We start from the raw sequence: 18,115 nt of genomic DNA, 5'->3' as shown, positions 1-18,115 counted from the left end.
CGCCGCACCCGCCCCCCACGCCGGCCGCCACCCCCCACCCCTCCCTACGCCGCACCCCCCCGGGCCCCCGCCCCCCGCCGGCGGGGCCCCGCCCCCCCGGGCCGTCCCCTGCCCGGCCGTCCGACCGGACCCGCTGTCCCCCGTTCACCGGTCCGCGCGTCTCCGCAGGCGCACGGACCGGCCGATGGCTCACCCCTCGGGGTGGTTCAGTTCGACGTCGAAGCCGTCCTCGTGGCCGGCCGTGGCGCCCTTGCCGACGGTGACCTGGGTGGCCACCGGCGGGTAGCCGCTGGCCACCAGCGCGTACTCCCCGGCGTCCAGGTCGCCGAAGGCGTACGCCCCGTCGGTGCCGGTGGTGGCGGTCGCCACCACGTTCCCGGCCGCGTCGATCAGGGTGACGCGGGCCTCAGGGAGCGGTGTGCGGCCGGTGCCGCCGAGGACGGTGCCCCGCAGGCGGGCTCCGGCGCGGAGCGGGACCTCGACGTGGGTCGGGCCGCTGCCGGCGACCTCGACCGGCAGCGCGGCCGGCCGGTAGCCGGTGGCGTTGACGGCCAGGGTGAAGTCGCCCGCGGGCAGGTCCTGGAAGCCGAAGGCGCCGTCCTGGCCGGTGCCGCCGGTGGCCAGGACCTCGCCGCGGACGTCGGTCACCACGACCATGGCGCCCACGACGGGTATCCCGGTCGCCTCGGCGACCACCGTCCCGGTGAGCCCGCTGGTGCCGGCCAGGACCACGTCGTAGGGGACGGGCTCCTCGCCGACCACCACGGTGGACGCCTGCGGCTGGTGGCCGTCGGCGGCGGCGATGAGCACGTACGAGCCGGCGCCGGGCGCGGTCAGCGTGTAGCCGCCGTCCGCGCGGGTGGAGGCGCGGCCGAGTTGCCGGCCGGTGAGCGATATCAGGGTGAGGGTGGCCCGCTCGACGCCCGCGCCGTCGGCGTTGCGCACCTGGCCGTGGACCGTGGTGCCCTCGGCGGGCAGCGGTGCCGGCGGCGCGGCCACGCCGACCGCCGCGGCGGCCTCGGCCGCGGTCCCGGCGACGGTGTCGGCCGCGGGGGCCTGGGCGGGTATGACCGGGGTCTGCTCGGCGTGGCCGGAGACACCGGCCGCCTGCTGCAGACCGCTGGCGGTCTTCAGCGGCACTTCCTTGATGAACAGCACCAGCAGCAGCGCGAGGAACGCCACCGGGGCCGCGACCAGGAAGACGTCGCCGGCGCCGTGGCCGTACGCGCTCTCCACGACGTGGCGGATCGGAGCGGGCAGCGTGGCCAGGTCCGGGATCGCTCCGTCGGACTCACCGGTGGACTTCACGCCCAGGGCGGCCAGGCCGTCCTTGACGTAGTGCGTCACACGGTTGCCGAGCACCGCGCCCAGCGCGGAGACGCCGATCGCGCCACCGAGCGTGCGGAAGAAGGTGACGACGGAACTGGCGGCACCGAGGTCGGCGGCCCCCACCTGGTTCTGCACGGCCAGCACCAGGTTCTGCATCATCATGCCGACGCCGAGGCCCAGCAGCGCCATGAAGAGCGCCAGGTGCCAGTACGTGGTGTCGGACCGCAGGGAGCCCAGCAGGGCGAGGCCGCCGGTGAGCAGCACGCCGCCGGAGACCAGGAACGCCTTCCAGCGCCCGGTGCGGGTGATGATCAGCCCGGAGGCGGTCGAGGAGACGAACAGACCGGCGATCAGCGGGATGGTCATGACGCCCGACATCGTCGGCGACTCGCCGCGCGCCAGCTGGAAGTACTGGCTGAGGAAGACCGTGGCGCCGAACATCGCGGTGCCCACGAAGAGCGAGGCGACCGAGGTCAGGCTGATCGTCTTGTTGCGGAACAGCCGCAGCGGCATGATCGGCTCGCTCGCGCGGGACTCGACCAGGACGAAGATCAGGACGAGCAGGACCGCGCCCGCGACCATGGCGTAGGTCTGCCAGGAGATCCACTCGTACTTGTCGCCGGCGAAGGTCACCCAGACCAGCAGCAGGCTGACGGCGGCGGTGACGAAGGAGGCGCCCGCCCAGTCGACCTTGACCCGGCGCTTGGTGACCGGGAGGTGCAGGGTCTTCTGCAGCACGATCAGCGCGACGATCGCGAAGGGCACGCCGACGTAGAAGCACCAGCGCCAGCCGAGCCAGTCGGTGTCGACGATCACGCCGCCCAGCAGCGGGCCGCCGACCGTACCGAGGGCGAAGGCCGCGCCCAGGTAGCCGCTGTACCGGCCGCGCTCGCGCGGGGAGATCATCGCGGCCATGATGACCTGGGTCAGCGCGGTCAGACCGCCGGCGCCGATGCCCTGGACGACACGGCAGGCGATCAGCATCCCGGCGTTCTGCGACAGGCCCGCGACCAGCGAGCCCACCACGTAGATCACCAGTGCCAGCTGGACCAGTAGCTTCTTGCTGAACAGGTCCGAGAGCTTGCCCCACAGCGGGGTGGTGGCGGTGGTGGAGAGCAGGGCGGCGGTGACGACCCAGGTGTAGGCGCTCTGCCCGCCGTCCAGATCGGAGATGATCTTCGGCAGGGCGTTGGAGACGATCGTGGACGACAGGATCGCCACGAACAAGCCGAGGATCAGCCCGGTCAGGGCCTCCATGATCTGCCGGTGCGACATGGGGGCCGCGTGTCCTGCGTGGGCATCGGTCCCCCGCACACCGGTCGGTGGTGCGGTTGTTGCCATCGTCATCCTCTTCACGTCGTGGAATGTGTACGGGGGCGGCAGTCGGCGGCGAAGTCCCTTCGCAGCCGGTCCAGCAGCCGGGAGAACTCGGTGACGTCCTCGTCCGGCCAGTCCCTCAGGTGGTGGGCCAGCGCCTCGGCGACCCCGTCCTGGGCGGCGCGCAGCATGTCCGTGCCGCCGGGGGTCAGGCGCAGCAACCGTGACCGCTTGTCGTGGGGGTCGGGCAGCCGGTCGATCCAGCCGCGCTCGGCGAGGTGGGCCACGTGTCTGCTGGTGACGGACATGTCGACCTCCAGCAGCTCGGCCAGCCGGCTCATCCGCATCTCGCCGTGGCGGCTGATCACCGAGAGCACGCCGAGCGATGACGGCGGACACTCAGGTGGACAGGCCCGGCTGAGTTCGCGGGCGACCACCGGGATCGCACGCAGCTGGCTCGCGAGCTCCGCGAACTGCTCCTGCGTCGCCATGGCGCCTCGCTTCCCCACTCTTGTTGGTTGCCTCAAGCAACCTTAGGAACGTTGGTTGCTGCAGGCAAATTCTTTCGGGTAAAAACCTCCAAAAGGAACGACCCGCCTCCGGTCAAAGGAGACGGGTCTTCGGGTAAAGGCGCAGGTCAGACAGATGCCTCCGTGAGCCGCTCCAGCTCCGCCGCGGTCAGCTCCAGGGGCGCCGAAGCCAGCAGCGCGGTCAGCTGCGCGGGCGTACGGGCGCTGGCGATCGGCGCCACGACGGTCGGCCGGGTCCGCAGCCAGGCCAGCGCGACGCTCGCCGGCTCCACGCTGTGCGCCGCCGCGACCTCGTCGAGCGCGGCCAGCACCCGCGGACCGCGCTCCGACTCCAGGTAGGCGCCCGCGCCTTGCGCCCGGGGGCTGTCCACCGTGACGCCGGGCCGGTACTTGCCGGTGAGGAAGCCCCGCGCCAGACCGAAGTACGGCACTGAGGCGAGGCCGTGCGCCTCGACGACCTCGCGCAGCGGCCCCTCGTAACCCTCCCGCTCCACCAGGTTGTAGTGCTGCTGCAGCGCCACGTACTTCGTCAGGCCCTCGCGCTCGGCGAACTCCAGCGAGGCCGCCAGCCGCTCGGGGCTGATGTTGGAGGCCGCGACATGGCGGACCTTGCCCTCGCGGACCAGCTCGTCCAGGGCGCCGACGATCTCCTCGACCGGGGTCGCGGGGTCGTCGTAGTGCGTGTAGTAGAGGTCGATCCGGTCGGTGCCCAGGCGGCGCAGCGACTCCTCCGCCGCGGCCTTGACGGTCGCGGCCTTCAGCCCCTTGAAGTCGGGGTGGGAGCCGACCTTGGTCGCGACGACGACGTCGTCGCGGCGGCCGCGCTTGGCGAGCCAGGAGCCGATCACGGTCTCGGACTCCCCTCCGGTGTGGCCCGGGACCCACGCCGAGTACACGTCCGCGGTGTCGACGAAGTTGCCGCCCGCCTCCGCGTAGGCGTCCAGCACCTCGAAGGAGGTCGCCTCGTCCGAGGTCCAGCCGAAGACGTTGCCACCGAGGCAGAGGGGGAAGACGTCGAGATCAGAGTTGCCGATGAGTGCCATGCGGTCTTGGACACGGCGGGGACGGGCGGTATTCCCGGGGTGTTCCCCTTCCCAACGACGGGGCGGGGGTGACCGGCGCAGCGTGACTTCGCTAGGGTCCTGCCCCATGACTACCCCTGACAACAACTACGACCCGGCCGGCAACACCCAGATGTTCCGCGCCTTCGTCGACGAGGAGCCCGCCCAGGCCCAGGCCGCGGGCGGCAACAAGACCGGGCTGATCGTCGGCATCGTCGCGGCCGTCGTCGTGATCGCCGCCGTGGTCTGGTTCGCGGTCGCCTGACGGGCGCGCCACCCCACCACGTCCAACTGACACCGGACGCCGGCGGTCGCCGGCCGTCCGGCGGCCGTCGTGCGCCCGCGTCCGGCGGCCCCGCTCCCGCTCAGCGGAACAGCGACGCCAGCTCGACCCGCGAGCGCACCCCGAGCCGGCTGAAGATGTTCCGCAGGTGGTACTCGACCGTGCGCGTGCTGAGCAGCAGCAGATCGGCGATCTCGCGGTTGGTCGCGCCCTGCGCCACCAGCTCGCAGATCCTCGTCTGCTGCGCCGTCAGCTCCCGGCGGCCCCCGGGCTGCCGGTCCACCGGGCCCACCCGGTCCCCGGCGGCACGCAGCTCGGCCGCGCCCCGTTCCGCCCAAGGGCGGGCGTCGAACTGCCGGAACACCGCCACCGCGTCCCGCAGCAGGCCCCGGGCCTCGCCGGGCCGGCGGGTGCGCCGCAGCCGGGAAGCGTGGAACAGCTCCGTCTTGGCCAGCTCCAGGACGGTGTCGTCGTCCTGGTGGAGCCGCAGCGCCTCCCGGAAGTGGGCCACGGCGCTCGCGTCGTCCTCCGCCAGCAGCCCGTGGCATCGGTGCGCCAGGGCCAGCCGTACGCTGCTGCGGCTGGCCAGGTGAACCTGGCGGTCCGGGGGATGGCCGCCCCCCACTTCGTCGAGGCGGCGGTGCGCTGCGGACAGCGGGCGAAGGCCGCGGGGGCGCTGCGCGCGTACGAGCACTGGGCGGCGGCGACCAGCGCCGCGGGGCTGGCGAGCTACGTGCGCCAGGTGCTGACCCGCACCGGCGCGACCAAGGTCGACATCGTCAACCACTCGATGGGCGGCCTGGTCACCCAGTGGTACCTCACGCAGCTCGGCGGCACCTCGTCCGTCCGCCGGGTCGCCTCGGTGGCGGGCGCGAACCACGGCACCACCTACGCCTCGGCCTGCGTGATCTACGCGTCCTGTGTCGAGATGCTGCCGGGCTCGTCCTTCGTCCGCACCATCAGCAGCGGTGACGAGACGCCGGGCAGCACGGTCTACGCGACCTGGTACTCGCCGTGCGACGGAATCATCATCCCGTACACCAGCACCCCGTTGAGCGGCGCGAACAACCACCTGGTGGCGTGCACGACCCACATCGGGTTCCTCAGCGACACCGGCACCCTCGGCCAGATCCGTTCCTACCTGGCCGGCTGAGCGCACCACCGCTCCTCCCCGGGGGAGGCGGGGGCCGGTCCCGGGACAGGCCGGCCCCCGCCTCCGCGCGCCCGGGACGTACCGGCGTTCAGGAGTCCGCGACCGAGACGTCCCGGGTCTCGACGTGCATGCCCAGCGGCACCCGCCACGCCTCGACGCAGACCTCCCAGGTGCCCTTCGCGCTGCCGCCGCCGGGGACCGGCACCGGCGCGGCACGGCTGCTGCGCAGCGTGGCCCAGTCGACGCCCAGCAGGCCGATGACGTGCGTGCCGAAGGTGACGGTGCCCGTCGTCGCGGCACGGTCCCCGGTGTTGGCGAGGGTGACGGTGACCTTCTCGCACCAGCGGTCGGCGGCCGCCGCGCGTTCGACCGCGCTCACCACCAGGTGCGCCGGCGCACCGGTCGCCCGTGGGGGCGGGGAGGACGCCGAACCGCCGGGGGCCGGCCGCCCGGTGGGGCCGCCGGAGGCCGTCGCGGGCGGCGCGCTACCGCCCTGCCGCGGCGGGGCGCTCGTGGCGCCGGGCCCGTCCGGCCCGTCCGTCGCGTCCGCCGGAGGTGAGGAGCCTGCGCCACCGCTGCCGGCCGGTGCGCCCGGCGTGGTGGGCGCCGTCCGGCCGGTCCCGGCCGGGGAGCCCTTACGGCCGTCCAGCGGCACGAGGTCCACGTCGCCGGAGGGCGGGGCGTTCACCGCGGGGCCGCCTGCCGGGCCCGGGGCGCCGACGGCCACGTAGCCCGCACCGTTGCCCTCGCAGTCCGGGCCCAGCGCGGCGAAGGCACCCAGACAGACGACGGCCGCCGAGGCAGCGGCCAGCGCGCCCCGGCGGCCCGGTGGTATGTGCACCATCCCGCCAGTGTACTGACGAACCGTCAGGAATAAACCGCCCGGTCCTTCCGTCGCCGGGCCTCCGCCCTACTGCTCGGCGGTCAGGCCCTCGCGCAGCTGCGCCAGGGTCCGGGTCAGCAGCCGGGAGACGTGCATCTGGGAGATGCCGACCTCCTCGCCGATCTGCGACTGCGTCATGTTGGCGAAGAAGCGGAGCATGATGATCCGCCGCTCCCGCGCGGGCAGCTGGGCGAGCAGCGGCTTGAGCGACTCGCGGTACTCCACGCCCTCCAGCGCGGTGTCCTCGTAGCCCAGCCGGTCGGCCAGCGAGCCCTCGCCGCCGTCGTCCTCCGGGGGCGGCGAGTCCAGCGAACTCGCGGTGTACGCGTTCCCGACCGCGAGGCCGTCGACCACGTCCTCCTCGGAGACGCCGAGCGCCGCCGCGAGCTCGGAGACGGTGGGCGAGCGGTCCAGCCGCTGGGCGAGCTCGTCGCTGGTCTTGGTCAGCGCCAGCCGCAGCTCCTGCAGCCTGCGCGGCACCCGCACCGACCACGAGGTGTCGCGGAAGAAGCGCTTCACCTCGCCGACGATCGTGGGCATCGCGAAGGTGGGGAACTCCACCCCGCGGTTGCAGTCGAAGCGGTCGATCGCCTTGATCAGCCCGATCGTGCCGACCTGGACGATGTCCTCCATCGGCTCGTTGCGGCTGCGGAAGCGGGCCGCCGCGTAACGCACGAGCGGCAGGTTGAGCTCGATGAGCGTGTCCCGTACGTACGCCCGCTCCGGGCTGTCGTCCTGCAGCTGGGCGAGCCGCAGGAACAGCGAGCGGGAGAGCGTGCGGGTGTCGACGCTCGTGTCGATGGCCTCGATCGTGCTGTCGACGGCGGCGGTGTCGGCGACGGCGGTGCCGGCGGTGTCGATGGCCTTGTCGTCAGGAGCATCGTGCGGCGCGTCGGAGTTCAGCACCTTCGGACTGCCCACTTCTACGGACATGCCACCCCCTTGAGGTCGCGGACGGGTGTCGCGGGCGACGGTTCGTTCCCCCACTGGAATACCGGAGGCCGGACCGCGACAAACGCAGTTCCCGCAGAATGTCACATGTCGGCAACGCGCTGTAGCGCCATGTCGACTTATTTCCCGGGGGGTGGGTAGTCCGTAAGGGTTACGATTCGAGCTGGTTTGCGGATCGCAGCCGGGCGAAGCTGCGCGAGAGCAGCCGGGAGACGTGCATCTGCGAAACCCCGAGTTCGGCGCTGATCTGCGATTGCGTCAGATTGCCGAAGTAGCGCAGCAGCAGGATCCGCCGCTCCCGCTCGGGGAGCTGCACCAGCAGGTGCCGCACCAGGTCCCGGTGCTCCACGCCGGTCAGGGCCGGGTCCTCGTAGCCGAGCCGGTCCAGCAGCCCGGGCGCCCCGTCGCCGCCCTCCTGGGCCGCCTCCAGGGACGTGGCGTGGTACGCCCGCCCGGCCTCCAGGCAGGCCAGCACCTCGTCCTCGGAGAGCTTCAGCCGGTCGGCGATCTCCGCGGTGGTGGGGGTGCGCCCGTGGGCCACCGTCAGGTCCTCGATGGCGCCGCTGACCTGGACCCACAGCTCGTGCAGCCGGCGCGGGACGTGGACGGTGCGGACGTTGTCCCTGAAGTAACGTTTGATCTCGCCGACGACGGTCGGCATCGCGAAGGTCGGGAACTGCACCCCGCGTTCCGGGTCGAAGCGGTCGATGGCGTTGATCAGCCCGATCGTGCCGACCTGGACGACGTCCTCCATCGGCTCGTTGCGGCTGCGGAAGCGTGCGGCCGCGTACCGCACCAGCGGCAGGTTCACCTCGATCAGGGCGGCCCTGACCCGGGAGTGCTCCGGGGTGCCGGGCTCCAGCCCCGACAACTGGTCGAACAGCACTTGTGTCAGCGCCCGCGCCTCCACCGCGTTGCTGTTGGTGCTTCCGCCGCGATTGCCGCCGCCGGTGGTCGTACCGGTCCCGCTGCCCTCTCCGGAGGTCGATGGTGACGCGGGTCGGGCCGACACGGACATGCCACTCCTCATCGGTCCACTCATCCGGCAAAAGCGGTCATAGCATCACAATTCATGTGGACTGTGTGCAAGTGAGGCGCGGCCCTCAATGAAAAAGCCCTCCGCCCGGCGGGCGGAGGGCTGTACGGCAGGAGCGGGGCCCGAGGGGCCGCCGCGGGGGGTCACTCGAACATGTAGTCGGCGACCACCCAGGTGGAGAACTCGCGCCACAGCGCCACCCCGGCCTGGTGTGCGGGATGCTCCAGGTACGCCTTGAGCGCGTCGGCGTCCGCCACCGAGGAGTTGATGGCGAAGTCGTAGGCGATCGGGCGGTCCGAGATGTTCCAGCCCAGTTCCCAGGAGGCCAGCTCGGGGATCTGCCCGCCGAGCCGCTCGAAGGCGTCGACGCCGGCCACGACCCGCGGGTCGTCGCGCTCCACGCCTTCGCCGAGCTTGAAAAGGACCAGGTGGCGTATCACGGTGCTGTGCTCCTCACCGGCTCCCGGCCGGTCAGTTGACCAGCGCGGTCATGAACTCTCCGACGCCCTTGGCGGCGTCCGATATGCCCTGGAAGCCTATCTGCACGAGATCGGCTGCGCGGGCCGGCGACGTCACGATCGTATAGAGCACGAAAGCCACGATGACGTACATGGTGATTTTCTTCGCCTGCGCCATGGCTGGAGTGTATCCACCGGATGGCCCAATCAGACCGGGTGACGGAAGGCCTCCTTGCGGGTGATCCACGGGCCCGCCCCCGCCCCGTCCGTGACGCTCGCCACCGAGGTCGGCGCGGGGGCGGGAACGACGAAGCGCCCGGTCCGAAAGGACCGGGCGCTTCGCTTTTGTCACTCGCAGCGGTAGCGGTGGGATTTGAACCCACGGAGGAGTTGCCCCCTCACACGCTTTCGAGGCGTGCTCCTTAGGCCGCTCGGACACGCTACCGAGAGAGAGCTTAGCGGACGTCCGGGTGTGCTCCGAAATCCTTTGACCGGAAGAAGCGGGTGAGGAGCTCACCGCACTCCTCGGCGAGCACGCCGTGGATCACCTCCGGACGGTGGTTGAGCCGGCGGTCGCGGACGAGGTCCCACAGGGAGCCCGCCGCCCCGGCCTTCTCGTCCGGCGCGCCGTAGACCACGCGTTCGAGGCGGGAGGCGACGACGGCCCCCGCGCACATCGTGCACGGCTCCAGGGTCACCACCAGCGTGCAGCCGGTCAGCCGCCACTCCCCGAGCGCCTTCGCGGCCTCGCGGACGGCGAGCACCTCCGCGTGGGCGGTCGGGTCGCCGACCGCCTCGCGTTCGTTGCGGCCACGGCCGATGACCGTGCCCTGCGGGGACAGCACCACCGCGCCCACCGGCACGTCGCCGGTGCGCAGGGCGAGGCGGGCCTCCTCCAGGGCGAGCCGCATCGGGGGGACCCAGGGGTCGCGCAGCGGGTCGGGCGCGGTCAGCGGACCGCCTCCAGCACGTCGGCGCAGCCCAGCGAGTCGGCGATCTCCCCGAGCGCCTCCCCGGTCAGCGCGCCGTCGCCGCTGAGGGCCAGCAGCTCCTTGTCGCTCATGCCGAAGTCCGCGAGGAGCTCGGCGTCCCCGAGCGGGCCCACGGGGACGTGGACCTCCGTCGGGCCGGGCACCACGTCGTCGTCGAGGTCGTCGGCGTCACCTTCCTCGGTGCCGTCGAGGTCGACGATCTCGTCCAGGTCCTCCGGGTCGCGGCCCAGCAGTTCGTCGGTGAGCAGGATCTCCCCGTACGAGCTGCGCGCCGCGGCGGCGGCGTCGGACACGTAGATCCGCGGGTCCTCCTCCCCGTCGACGCGGACGACGCCGAACCAGGCGTCCTCCTGTTCGATGAAGACCAGGACCGTATCCTCCCCGGCTGAAGCCGCCCGGGCCAAGTCGGTCAGGTCGCCGAGGGTTTCCACATCGTCGAGATCGGTCTCGCGCGCTTCCCAACCGTCCTCGGTGCGCGCGAGCAGTGCGGCGAAGTACACCGTGACTCTCCCACAGGTCTCAGGCCGTCCGGACTTTCGGGCGGGAGCCGAATGATCTGGCGCAGGTCCCCGCCCACACTCGGCATCGTGGCAGAAACCTCGGCTTTGCGAAGGGTCTTCCGCGCTGCGTCGTGGGAGGCCTTCCGGCTTTTTTTCCGCGTGGCGGCCTGCGGGGACCCCCTCGGCGCCCGCCAGGTGGGGGCATTGCGCCGACCCGGGGACTACCAGCGGAACGTCCGCATCCGCATCTGCTGGCGCGCGCGTGCCGCGCGCGCCCGGCGTGGCTGGACGCGGTCGCGCAGTTCCTTGGCCTCGTTCAGCTCGCGCAGGAACATGGCGCGCCGCCGTCTGCGTTCGGCGTCGCGATCCTGCTGCATACGGGCGTCGCCCGTGTCGTCCGCGCCGGCGCCGTCGCTGCCGCGCTCCGCCATGGGGCACCACCCCTAGAGATCCACGTGCCCGGCCGGGACAGCCCGGGCGTAAGGGCACGCATTCCCCCTCCTGGGTGGTTCGAAGCGTGACCGGTGGCACGGACCGGGCGGGCCGGGGGACAGGCCGAACGTTAGAGTCGTGGACATGCGGATCCACGTCGTCGACCACCCCCTGGTGGCGCACAAACTCACCACCCTGCGCGACGAGCGCACCGACTCGCCGACCTTCCGTCGGCTGGCCGACGAGCTGGTCACCCTGCTCGCCTACGAGGCGACCCGTGACGTGCGCACCGAGCAGGCGGACATCAGCACGCCCGTCGCGGACACCACGGGCGTGCGCCTGTCCCACCCGCGTCCGCTGGTCGTGCCGATCCTGCGGGCCGGCCTCGGGATGCTGGAGGGCCTGGTGCGCCTCCTGCCGACCGCGGAGGTCGGCTTCCTCGGCATGATCCGCGACGAGGAGACCCTGGAGGCCAAGACCTACGCCACGCGCATGCCGGAGGACCTGTCCGGACGGCAGGTGTACGTCCTCGACCCGATGCTGGCCACGGGCGGCACCCTGATCGCCGCGATCGACCTGCTGATCGAGCGGGGCGCCGACGACGTGACGGCCGTGGTGCTGCTCGCCTCCCCGGAGGGCGTCGAGGCGATGGAGCGCGCGCTGGCCGGCAAGCCGGTCACCGTGGTCACCGCGGCGGTCGACGACCACCTCAACGAGCACGGCTACATCGTCCCGGGCCTCGGTGACGCGGGCGACCGCCTCTACGGCACGGCCGGCTGACACCGGTCGTCCCACGACACGCGGAACCGGCCGCCGGGGCCCACGCCCCGGCGGCCGGTCCCGTCGTACGACCGAACCGGAACCGTGCGCCTAACAGGCGCCGGCGCTCGGCGCCGCGCTCGGTCGGGCCAGGGCGGCGAGGGCCTTCTCGACGGCCTTGTCGCCGGAGAGCTTGGTGAAGCCCTTGCCGAGCATGACGTCCACCGTGCCGGTGGGGCGCTTGGAGCCGGCGGCCGCGGGCTTGAGCGTGACCGTGCCCTTGAACTGGGCGCCGACCAGCTTCATCGCGGCCTCGGCCTTGGGGCCGTGGCCGCCGATCAGCAGCGCGGCCACCTGCACCTTGCGGTCGTACTCGGGGTCGGCGTTGCCGAAGGTGCCCACCTTGAAGCCGCGTGCGGCGAACTCGTCGGCGGTGTCCTTGGCCAAGCCGCCCTTGGCGGTGGCGTTGTAGACGTTGACCGTGAGCTCCCCGGGTTCCGGGAAGGCGGTGGGCACCGTCGAGGCCGAGCCAGGTGCGGCCGCCGCCTTGCAGGTGCGTTCCTTGGCGGCGTTCTCCGCCTTGGCCGCGGCGTTCTTCGCGGGTGTGGACTTGCCGCCGAAGACGTCGACCAGTTGGAGCGTGCCCCAGCCGGCCAGGCCGACCACGGCGACGGTCGTCACGACGACCGCCACGATGCGCACCCTGCTCCGGGGGCGGCGCATCCGCGGGTACTGGTTCCCGGTGACCCGGTACTTCCCGCCCATGCCAGGGGGCGTCAGCATGCTCATGTGCGCAGCGTAGTGCGATCGGGCGTCCGGGCCTACTAAACGATCAACCAATCGGGGCCAATGAGGGGCACTTGAACCCGAAAGGGCGAAGGAGTCCCCCGGCGGAGGCGGGCCCGCGGAGCGGTCCGGGGGTCAGTCCATCTCCAGCACGCGGGCGTGCAGCACCTGGCGCTGCTGCAGCGCCGCGCGCACGGCCCGGTGGAGCCCGTCCTCCAGGTAGAGGTCGCCCTGCCATTTCACGACGTGCGCGAACAGGTCCCCGTAGAAGGTCGAGTCCTCGGCGAGGAGGGTCTCCAGGTCGAGGTTGCCCTTGGTGGTGACCAGCTGGTCGAGGCGTACCGGACGTGGGGCGACGTCCGCCCATTCACGGGTGCTTTTCCGGCCGTGGTCGGGGTACGGCCGCCCGCTTCCGATGCGCTTGAAGATCACACGGAAAGCCTACCGGGCAAGGGCGTACGGGCGCAGCAACGGCGCAGGAGTGCGATGGTGGGCAAATACGGTGATAGCGGGAGCAGTGGAGCAGCCCATGACCACGCCGAGCCCGCCCGGCGCCGCCCGGGCCATCGCCGAGGGGTACGCCTTCACGGGGCCGGCCCTCGAACTCGGCGCCCTGCTGTGGGAGGACCGGGTGCTGCCCGAGGCGCCGGTGCGCGTCCCGCTGGCGGTGCTCAACCGGCACGGGCTCGTCGCGGGGGCCACCGGCACCGGCAAGACCAAGACGCTGCAACTCGTCGCGGAACAACTCTCGGCCCAGGGCGTGCCGGTCTTCCTCGCCGACGTCAAGAGCGACGTCTCCGGCATCTCCTCCCCGGGGGTGCCCGGTGACCGCGTCGCCCGGCGGGCCGCCGAGGTGGGCCAGGATTGGAGCCCGGCCGGCTGCCCCGCCGAGTTCTACGCCCTCGGCGGCATGGGCCGGGGCATCCCGTTGCGGGCCACGGTGACGAGCTTCGGTCCCGTGCTGCTGTCCAAGGTGCTCGGGCTCAACACCACGCAGGAGCAGTCGCTCGGCCTGATCTTCCACTACGCCGACACCAAGGGCCTGGAACTGCTGGACCTGAAGGACCTGCGGGCCGTGGTCACCTTCCTCACCTGCGACGAGGGCAAGCCGGAGCTGAAGGGGATCGGCGGGGTCTCGCCAGCGACGGCCGGGGTGATCCTGCGGTCGCTGACGGCCTTCGAGGCGCAGGGGGCGGGGGCCTTCTTCGGCGAACCCGAGTTCGACACCGCCGAGCTGCTGCGGACGGACGGCGACGGGCGGGGCGTCGTCTCCGTGCTGGAACTGCCCGCCGTGCAGGACCGGCCGCAGCTGTTCTCCACCTTCCTCATGTGGCTGCTGGCCGACCTCTTCGAGGACCTGCCGGAGGTCGGCGACCTGGACCGGCCCAAGCTGGTCTTCTTCTTCGACGAGGCCCACCTGCTGTTCACCGGGGCCAGCGAGGCGTTCCTGGAGGCCATCACGCAGACCGTGCGGCTGATCCGCTCCAAGGGCGTCGGCATCTTCCTGGTGACCCAGACCCCCAGGGACGTGCCCTCCGAGGTGCTCGGCCAGCTCGGCAACCGGGTGCAGCACGCGCTGCGCGCCTTCACCCCGGAGGACGCCAAGGCGCTCAAGGCGACGGTGCGCACCTTCCCCACCTCCCCGTACGACCTGGAGGAACTGCTCACCGGGCTCGGCACCGGCGAGGCCGTGGTCACCGTCCTCGACGAGGACGGCGCCCCCACCCCGGTCGCCGCGGTGCGGCTGCGGGCGCCGCGGTCGCTGATGGGTCCCGCCGACCCCGCGGCGATGGACGCGGCGATCGGGAACTCGGCGCTGTACGGGCGCTACGCGCAGGCGGTGGACCGGGAGTCGGCGTACGAGCGGCTGGCCGGGCGGCAGGCGCCGGCGCCCGTGCGGCCGTCCGCCCCGGGTCCTGCCGGGCGCGGGCGCCGGGAGCGGCCGGAGGAGGAGACGGGTGTGGTGGAGCAGGTGATGGGCAGCGGTGTCTTCCAGTCGCTGGCCCGCTCCATCGGCACCCAGATCGGGCGGGAGATCACCCGGTCCCTCTTCGGCACGTCCAAGCGCCGTCGTCGTTAGGGTCAGGACTCCTTCGCGGCCTTCGCCTCCTTGGCGGCCCGCTTCTGCTCCTGCTTGAAGGCCCTCACCTTGTCCAGCGACTCCGGGCCGGTGATGTCGGCGACCGACCGGTGGGAGCCCCGCTCCCCGTAGGCGCCAGCCGCTTCGCGCCACCCCTTCGGCGTCACGCCGAGCTGCTTGCCCAGCAGCGCCAGGAAGATCTGCGCCTTCTGCTTCCCGAAGCCGGGCAGCTCGTTGAGCCTGGTCAGCAGCTCGCGGCCGTCGGACACCTCGCGCCAGACCGCCGCGGCGTCGCCGTCGTAGTGCTCCACGAGGTACTGGCACAGCTGCTGGACCCGCTTGGCCATCGACCCCGGGTAGCGGTGGACGGCGGGCTTCTGCGAGAGCAGCTCGGAGAAGGCCTCGGGGTCGTACGCCGCGATCTCACCGCAGTCGAGGTCGTCGCGGCCCATGCGCTGCGCGATGCTCCAGGGGCCGGAGAAGGCCCATTCCATGGGGATCTGCTGGTCGAGCAGCATGCCGACCAGGGCCGCCAGCGGACTGCGGGAGAGCAGGGCGTCGGCCTCGGGCTGCTGGGCGAGGTGGAGTGTGGTCGTCATGCACCGATGATCTCGCCTGCCGGGGTTTGCCGCCCGCGGGTCACCCGGACGGCGCAGCGCGGATGGCCGTACCCACCGGCCGGGCGGACCGTGTGGAGTGTCCGGGCAGCGAGTCCGGGCGGCGAGGGACGGGAGCCATCTCATGAGCCAGCAGACACAGCCGGTCACCGGGCGCCCGCACTCGGGCCTGGCGTCGGGCGGTACCACCTTCGCCGGTGTGCTGCTCATCGTCTCCGGTGTCGTGATGATCTTCGAGGGCATCTCGGCCATCGCGCAGGACGACATCTGGGTCCGGCTCGGCGACTACGTCTTCAAGTTCAACCTGACGGCATGGGGCTGGATCCACCTCGTGCTCGGGGTGCTGGTCATCGTGGTCGGAGCCGCCCTGCTCCAGAACGCCCCCGACTGGGCCCGGATCGCCGGTGTCGCCCTGGCCGCGTTCAACATCGTCGTGAACTTCGCGTGGATGCCGTACACCCCGGTGTGGGCGATCATCGTCATCGCCATCGACGTCTTCGTCATCTGGGCGCTGTGCAGGAGCTGGGGGGAGCACCCGAAGCGGGCCTGACCTCCGCGGACGACGGGGGCCGGCCCGGCGCACGGGCCGGCCTCCGGCCGTTCCCGGGCCGTCCCCGGGGTGTTTTCACCCGTTCGTATGGGTTGCCCGTCATGCCGGATAGCGCCCACGGCCCCGGGTAGCGCTGAACGAGTGACGCAGCCATTTGAACTGCCCGACTTCTACCTGCCGCACCCGGCGCGACTCAATCCCCACGTGGAACGGGCCCGGGAGCATTCGCGCAGGTGGGCGCGGGAGATGGGGATGCTCGAAGGCTCGGGCATCTGGGACACCGGAGACCTCGACTCGCACGACTACGCGCTGCTGTGCGCGTACACGCACCCGGACTGCTCCGGGCCGGCCCTGTCCCTGGTGACGGACTGGTACGTATGGGTCTTCTTCTTCGACGACCACTTCCTGGAGGCGTTCAAGCGCACGCAGGACCGCGAGGGCGGCAAGGCGTACCTGGACCGGCTGCCCGCCTTCATGCCGATGGACCTGGCGCAGGGCATGCCCGAGCCGCGGAACCCGGTGGAGGCGGGCCTCGCCGACCTGTGGGCGCGCACGGTGCCGGCGATGTCCATGGACTGGCGCAGGCGTTTCGCCGAGAGCACCGAGCACCTGCTCAACGAGTCCCTGTGGGAGCTGTCCAACATCGACGCGGGCCGGGTGCCCAACCCCGTGGAGTACATCGAGATGCGCCGCAAGGTCGGCGGCGCGCCCTGGTCGGCGGGACTGGTGGAGTACGCCGCCGGGGCCGAGGTGCCGGCCACCGTCGCCGGGGCGCGGCCGCTGCTCGTGCTGCGCGACGCCTTCTCCGACGGGGTGCACCTGCGCAACGACCTGTTCTCGTACCAGCGCGAGACCGAGGAGGAGGGAGAGCTCAGCAACGGGGTGCTGGTCCTGGAGACCTTCCTCGGCTGCACGACGCAGGAGGCCGCGGAGTCCGTCAACGACCTGCTGACCTCCCGGCTGCAGCAGTTCGAGAACACCGCGCTCACCGAACTGCCGCCGCTCTTCGCCGAGCACGCGCTCGACCCGGAGCAGTGCGCGCGCGTGCTGGCGTACGTCAAGGGCCTGCAGGACTGGCAGTCCGGCGGCCACGAGTGGCACATGCGTTCCAGCCGCTACATGAACGGCGGCGGGGCCGGGGCCGCGGACGCCGGGTGGTCGCCGTTCGCGCTGCCCGGCGGGCTCGGGCTGTCGGCCGGCACCGTGCGGACCACCGGCCGCGCCGAGGTCGCCCGCGCCCGGGGCTTCACCCATGTGCCGCGGCGCACCGGGCCGACCCCGCTGCCCGACTTCCTCATGCCCTTCCCGGCCACGCTCAGCCCGCACCTGGACGCCGCCCGGCGCCATGTCGTCGACTGGGCGCACCGGATGGGCCTGCTGCTGCCGCAGCCCGGGGTCCCGCACTCCCACGTGTGGGACGAGCACAAGCTGACCGCCTTCGACTTCCCGCTCTGCGCCGCCGGCATCCACCCCGACGCGACCCCCGAGGGGCTGGACCTCACCTCGGGCTGGCTCACCTGGGGCACCTACGCCGACGACTGGTTCCCCGCCGTGTACGGCCGCACCCGCGACCTGGCCGGCGCCCGCGCGGCCAACGAGCGGCTTTCGGCCTTCATGCCGGTCGACGGCTCCGCCGCCCCGGCCCCGGTCAGCGCCCTGGAGCGGAGCCTGGCCGACCTGTGGGCGCGGACGGCCGGGCGGATGGAGCCGCAGGCGCGGCGCCGCTTCCGCACGGCCGTCGGGAACATGACCGCCAGTTGGCTGTGGGAACTGGCCAACCAGGCGCAGAACCGCATCCCCGACCCGGTGGACTACCTGGAGATGCGCCGCCACACCTTCGGCTCCGACCTGACGATGAGCCTGTGCCGGCTTGGCCACGGCGAGCGGGTGCCGGAGGAGGTCTACCGCAGCGGGCCGATGCGGTCGCTGGAGAACTCCGCCGCCGACTACGCCTGCCTGATGAACGACGTCTTCTCGTACCAGAAGGAGATCGAGTACGAGGGCGAGATCCACAACGCCCTGCTGGTCGTGCAGAACTTCTTCGACTGCGACGAGCAGGCCTCGCTCGCCGTCGTCCACGACCTGATGACCGGGCGCATGCGGCAGTTCCAGCACGTCGCCGCGAACGAACTCCCGGTCCTGTACGACGACCTCGCGCTCGGTGCGGACGCGCGGGCGGTGCTCGACGGTTATGTGCGCGATCTGCGGAACTGGCTCGCGGGCATCCTGACCTGGCACCGCGGCTGCCGGCGCTACGACGAGGAGGAACTGGGCCGTCCGGTGGGGGGAGTCCGGCTGCCCACCGGGCCGACCGGACTGGGCACCTCCGCGGCGCGCCTGGCGGTCCTGGTCGCGCGCTGACCGCCGCGGCGGGGGCGGGGGCCCGGCGCTCCCGTCC

At 72.3% G+C, this 18,115-nt stretch carries 20 protein-coding genes, 1 tRNA gene and 1 pseudogene; 6 read left to right on the top strand and 16 right to left on the bottom strand.

Annotated elements, in window-relative coordinates:
• Positions 1 to 189: 189 nt before the first annotated feature.
• The 3 genes from ACFV3E_RS02765 to ACFV3E_RS02755 all read right to left on the bottom strand — a co-directional run bounded on the left by ACFV3E_RS02765 (position 190) and on the right by ACFV3E_RS02755 (position 4,219).
• Positions 190 to 2,604 carry an MFS transporter gene (locus tag ACFV3E_RS02765; protein ID WP_500533044.1) on the bottom strand — a complete coding sequence of 805 codons (2,415 nt, stop codon included), beginning with the start codon at positions 2,602 to 2,604 and terminating at the stop codon, positions 190 to 192.
• Positions 2,605 to 2,681: 77 nt separating this feature from the next.
• Positions 2,682 to 3,137: a MarR family winged helix-turn-helix transcriptional regulator gene (locus ACFV3E_RS02760; protein ID WP_500533043.1), complete on the bottom strand. Its 456-nt coding sequence runs from the start codon at positions 3,135 to 3,137 to the stop codon at positions 2,682 to 2,684.
• Positions 3,138 to 3,283: 146 nt separating this feature from the next.
• Positions 3,284 to 4,219, bottom strand: coding sequence for an aldo/keto reductase (locus ACFV3E_RS02755; RefSeq protein ID WP_500533042.1), 936 nt, complete (start codon positions 4,217 to 4,219; stop codon positions 3,284 to 3,286).
• 106 nt (positions 4,220 to 4,325) lie between these two features.
• Here ACFV3E_RS02755 and ACFV3E_RS02750 point away from each other — a divergent pair, with 106 nt between their 5' ends.
• Positions 4,326 to 4,502 (top strand): hypothetical protein, encoded by a 177-nt coding sequence (locus ACFV3E_RS02750; RefSeq protein ID WP_499512990.1) that lies wholly within the window; start codon positions 4,326 to 4,328, stop codon positions 4,500 to 4,502.
• A 100-nt stretch (positions 4,503 to 4,602) separates the two neighbouring features.
• Here the strand turns inward: ACFV3E_RS02750 and ACFV3E_RS02745 are convergent, their stop codons facing one another.
• Positions 4,603 to 5,145 (bottom strand): LuxR C-terminal-related transcriptional regulator, encoded by a 543-nt coding sequence (locus ACFV3E_RS02745; protein WP_500533041.1) that lies wholly within the window; start codon positions 5,143 to 5,145, stop codon positions 4,603 to 4,605.
• A gap of 45 nt (positions 5,146 to 5,190) precedes the next feature.
• Here ACFV3E_RS02745 and ACFV3E_RS02740 point away from each other — a divergent pair.
• Positions 5,191 to 5,673, top strand: a pseudogene (locus tag ACFV3E_RS02740) (esterase/lipase family protein); the annotation flags it as partial.
• Positions 5,674 to 5,761: 88 nt separating this feature from the next.
• Here the strand turns inward: ACFV3E_RS02740 and ACFV3E_RS02735 are convergent.
• From ACFV3E_RS02735 to ACFV3E_RS02695, 9 genes are all read right to left on the bottom strand, one after another.
• Entirely contained in the window at positions 5,762 to 6,517 is a 756-nt protein-coding gene (locus ACFV3E_RS02735; protein WP_500533040.1) for a hypothetical protein, read from the bottom strand.
• A gap of 66 nt (positions 6,518 to 6,583) precedes the next feature.
• Positions 6,584 to 7,489 carry an RNA polymerase sigma factor SigF gene (locus tag ACFV3E_RS02730; RefSeq protein WP_500533039.1) on the bottom strand — a complete coding sequence of 302 codons (906 nt, stop codon included), beginning with the start codon at positions 7,487 to 7,489 and terminating at the stop codon, positions 6,584 to 6,586.
• 169 nt (positions 7,490 to 7,658) lie between these two features.
• Positions 7,659 to 8,525 (bottom strand): RNA polymerase sigma factor SigF, encoded by an 867-nt coding sequence (locus ACFV3E_RS02725; RefSeq protein WP_500533038.1) that lies wholly within the window; start codon positions 8,523 to 8,525, stop codon positions 7,659 to 7,661.
• 161 nt (positions 8,526 to 8,686) lie between these two features.
• On the bottom strand, positions 8,687 to 8,983 hold the full coding sequence (locus tag ACFV3E_RS02720; protein WP_500331925.1) for a Dabb family protein: 297 nt from the start codon (positions 8,981 to 8,983) through the stop codon (positions 8,687 to 8,689).
• A 31-nt stretch (positions 8,984 to 9,014) separates the two neighbouring features.
• Positions 9,015 to 9,179: a hypothetical protein gene (locus ACFV3E_RS02715; RefSeq protein ID WP_018558266.1), complete on the bottom strand. Its 165-nt coding sequence runs from the start codon at positions 9,177 to 9,179 to the stop codon at positions 9,015 to 9,017.
• Positions 9,180 to 9,359: 180 nt separating this feature from the next.
• Positions 9,360 to 9,446 (bottom strand) — tRNA-Ser (locus ACFV3E_RS02710).
• A 10-nt stretch (positions 9,447 to 9,456) separates the two neighbouring features.
• Complete coding sequence (gene tadA, locus ACFV3E_RS02705; protein ID WP_500533037.1) at positions 9,457 to 9,912, bottom strand: tRNA adenosine(34) deaminase TadA; 456 nt, start codon at positions 9,910 to 9,912, stop codon at positions 9,457 to 9,459.
• A gap of 38 nt (positions 9,913 to 9,950) precedes the next feature.
• Positions 9,951 to 10,493: a tRNA adenosine deaminase-associated protein gene (locus ACFV3E_RS02700; protein ID WP_500331922.1), complete on the bottom strand. Its 543-nt coding sequence runs from the start codon at positions 10,491 to 10,493 to the stop codon at positions 9,951 to 9,953.
• Between the two features lie 221 nt (positions 10,494 to 10,714).
• Positions 10,715 to 10,924 (bottom strand): hypothetical protein, encoded by a 210-nt coding sequence (locus ACFV3E_RS02695; RefSeq protein WP_500533036.1) that lies wholly within the window; start codon positions 10,922 to 10,924, stop codon positions 10,715 to 10,717.
• Between the two features lie 145 nt (positions 10,925 to 11,069).
• On the opposite strand from ACFV3E_RS02695, the gene upp reads away from it, so the two are divergent.
• A complete protein-coding gene (upp, locus tag ACFV3E_RS02690) occupies positions 11,070 to 11,705 on the top strand; it encodes a uracil phosphoribosyltransferase (protein ID WP_500367825.1) in 636 nt (211 codons plus the stop codon).
• Between the two features lie 90 nt (positions 11,706 to 11,795).
• Here the strand turns inward: upp and ACFV3E_RS02685 are convergent, their stop codons facing one another.
• Positions 11,796 to 12,473 carry a LytR C-terminal domain-containing protein gene (locus tag ACFV3E_RS02685; RefSeq protein ID WP_500533035.1) on the bottom strand — a complete coding sequence of 226 codons (678 nt, stop codon included), beginning with the start codon at positions 12,471 to 12,473 and terminating at the stop codon, positions 11,796 to 11,798.
• 132 nt (positions 12,474 to 12,605) lie between these two features.
• Positions 12,606 to 12,902, bottom strand: coding sequence for a type II toxin-antitoxin system VapB family antitoxin (locus ACFV3E_RS02680; protein ID WP_499513003.1), 297 nt, complete (start codon positions 12,900 to 12,902; stop codon positions 12,606 to 12,608).
• Positions 12,903 to 12,999: 97 nt separating this feature from the next.
• Here ACFV3E_RS02680 and ACFV3E_RS02675 point away from each other — a divergent pair, with 97 nt between their 5' ends.
• The gene (locus tag ACFV3E_RS02675) at positions 13,000 to 14,550 is read left to right on the top strand and encodes a helicase HerA-like domain-containing protein (RefSeq protein ID WP_500533034.1); all 1,551 of its coding nucleotides are present in this window, start codon (positions 13,000 to 13,002) and stop codon (positions 14,548 to 14,550) included.
• Positions 14,551 to 14,552: 2 nt separating this feature from the next.
• Here ACFV3E_RS02675 and ACFV3E_RS02670 read toward each other — a convergent pair whose 3' ends face one another.
• Positions 14,553 to 15,149, bottom strand: coding sequence for an HhH-GPD-type base excision DNA repair protein (locus ACFV3E_RS02670; RefSeq protein WP_500533033.1), 597 nt, complete (start codon positions 15,147 to 15,149; stop codon positions 14,553 to 14,555).
• A 142-nt stretch (positions 15,150 to 15,291) separates the two neighbouring features.
• On the opposite strand from ACFV3E_RS02670, the gene ACFV3E_RS02665 reads away from it, so the two are divergent.
• Together ACFV3E_RS02665 and ACFV3E_RS02660 are read left to right on the top strand one after the other, a co-directional pair.
• Positions 15,292 to 15,717, top strand: coding sequence for a DUF7144 family membrane protein (locus tag ACFV3E_RS02665; RefSeq protein WP_500367818.1), 426 nt, complete (start codon positions 15,292 to 15,294; stop codon positions 15,715 to 15,717).
• A gap of 141 nt (positions 15,718 to 15,858) precedes the next feature.
• Entirely contained in the window at positions 15,859 to 18,078 is a 2,220-nt protein-coding gene (locus ACFV3E_RS02660; RefSeq protein WP_500533032.1) for a family 2 encapsulin nanocompartment cargo protein terpene cyclase, read from the top strand.
• Positions 18,079 to 18,115: the final 37 nt, after the last annotated feature.

It is taken from the genome of Streptomyces sp. NPDC059718 (assembly GCF_042733315.1).
Lineage (GTDB): Bacteria > Actinomycetota > Actinomycetes > Streptomycetales > Streptomycetaceae > Actinacidiphila.
The sequence above is the reverse complement of the archived record's forward strand: the minus strand, read 5'-3'. Positions and strand labels throughout refer to the sequence as shown.

What these genes read in the sequence shown, in the direction of transcription:
- ACFV3E_RS02765 (WP_500533044.1), bottom strand. Translation starts at nt 2,604, where the DNA reads ATGTCGCACCGGCAGATCATGGAGGCCCTGACCGGGCTGATCCTCGGC.
- ACFV3E_RS02760 (WP_500533043.1), bottom strand. Translation starts at nt 3,137, where the DNA reads ATGGCGACGCAGGAGCAGTTCGCGGAGCTCGCGAGCCAGCTGCGTGCG.
- ACFV3E_RS02755 (WP_500533042.1), bottom strand. Translation starts at nt 4,219, where the DNA reads ATGGCACTCATCGGCAACTCTGATCTCGACGTCTTCCCCCTCTGCCTC.
- ACFV3E_RS02750 (WP_499512990.1), top strand. Translation starts at nt 4,326, where the DNA reads ATGACTACCCCTGACAACAACTACGACCCGGCCGGCAACACCCAGATG.
- ACFV3E_RS02735 (WP_500533040.1), bottom strand. Translation starts at nt 6,517, where the DNA reads ATGGTGCACATACCACCGGGCCGCCGGGGCGCGCTGGCCGCTGCCTCG.
- ACFV3E_RS02730 (WP_500533039.1), bottom strand. Translation starts at nt 7,489, where the DNA reads ATGTCCGTAGAAGTGGGCAGTCCGAAGGTGCTGAACTCCGACGCGCCG.
- ACFV3E_RS02725 (WP_500533038.1), bottom strand. Translation starts at nt 8,525, where the DNA reads ATGTCCGTGTCGGCCCGACCCGCGTCACCATCGACCTCCGGAGAGGGC.
- ACFV3E_RS02715 (WP_018558266.1), bottom strand. Translation starts at nt 9,179, where the DNA reads ATGGCGCAGGCGAAGAAAATCACCATGTACGTCATCGTGGCTTTCGTG.
- tadA (WP_500533037.1), bottom strand. Translation starts at nt 9,912, where the DNA reads ATGCGGCTCGCCCTGGAGGAGGCCCGCCTCGCCCTGCGCACCGGCGAC.
- ACFV3E_RS02695 (WP_500533036.1), bottom strand. Translation starts at nt 10,924, where the DNA reads ATGGCGGAGCGCGGCAGCGACGGCGCCGGCGCGGACGACACGGGCGAC.
- upp (WP_500367825.1), top strand. Translation starts at nt 11,070, where the DNA reads ATGCGGATCCACGTCGTCGACCACCCCCTGGTGGCGCACAAACTCACC.
- ACFV3E_RS02685 (WP_500533035.1), bottom strand. Translation starts at nt 12,473, where the DNA reads ATGAGCATGCTGACGCCCCCTGGCATGGGCGGGAAGTACCGGGTCACC.
- ACFV3E_RS02675 (WP_500533034.1), top strand. Translation starts at nt 13,000, where the DNA reads ATGACCACGCCGAGCCCGCCCGGCGCCGCCCGGGCCATCGCCGAGGGG.
- ACFV3E_RS02670 (WP_500533033.1), bottom strand. Translation starts at nt 15,149, where the DNA reads ATGACGACCACACTCCACCTCGCCCAGCAGCCCGAGGCCGACGCCCTG.
- ACFV3E_RS02665 (WP_500367818.1), top strand. Translation starts at nt 15,292, where the DNA reads ATGAGCCAGCAGACACAGCCGGTCACCGGGCGCCCGCACTCGGGCCTG.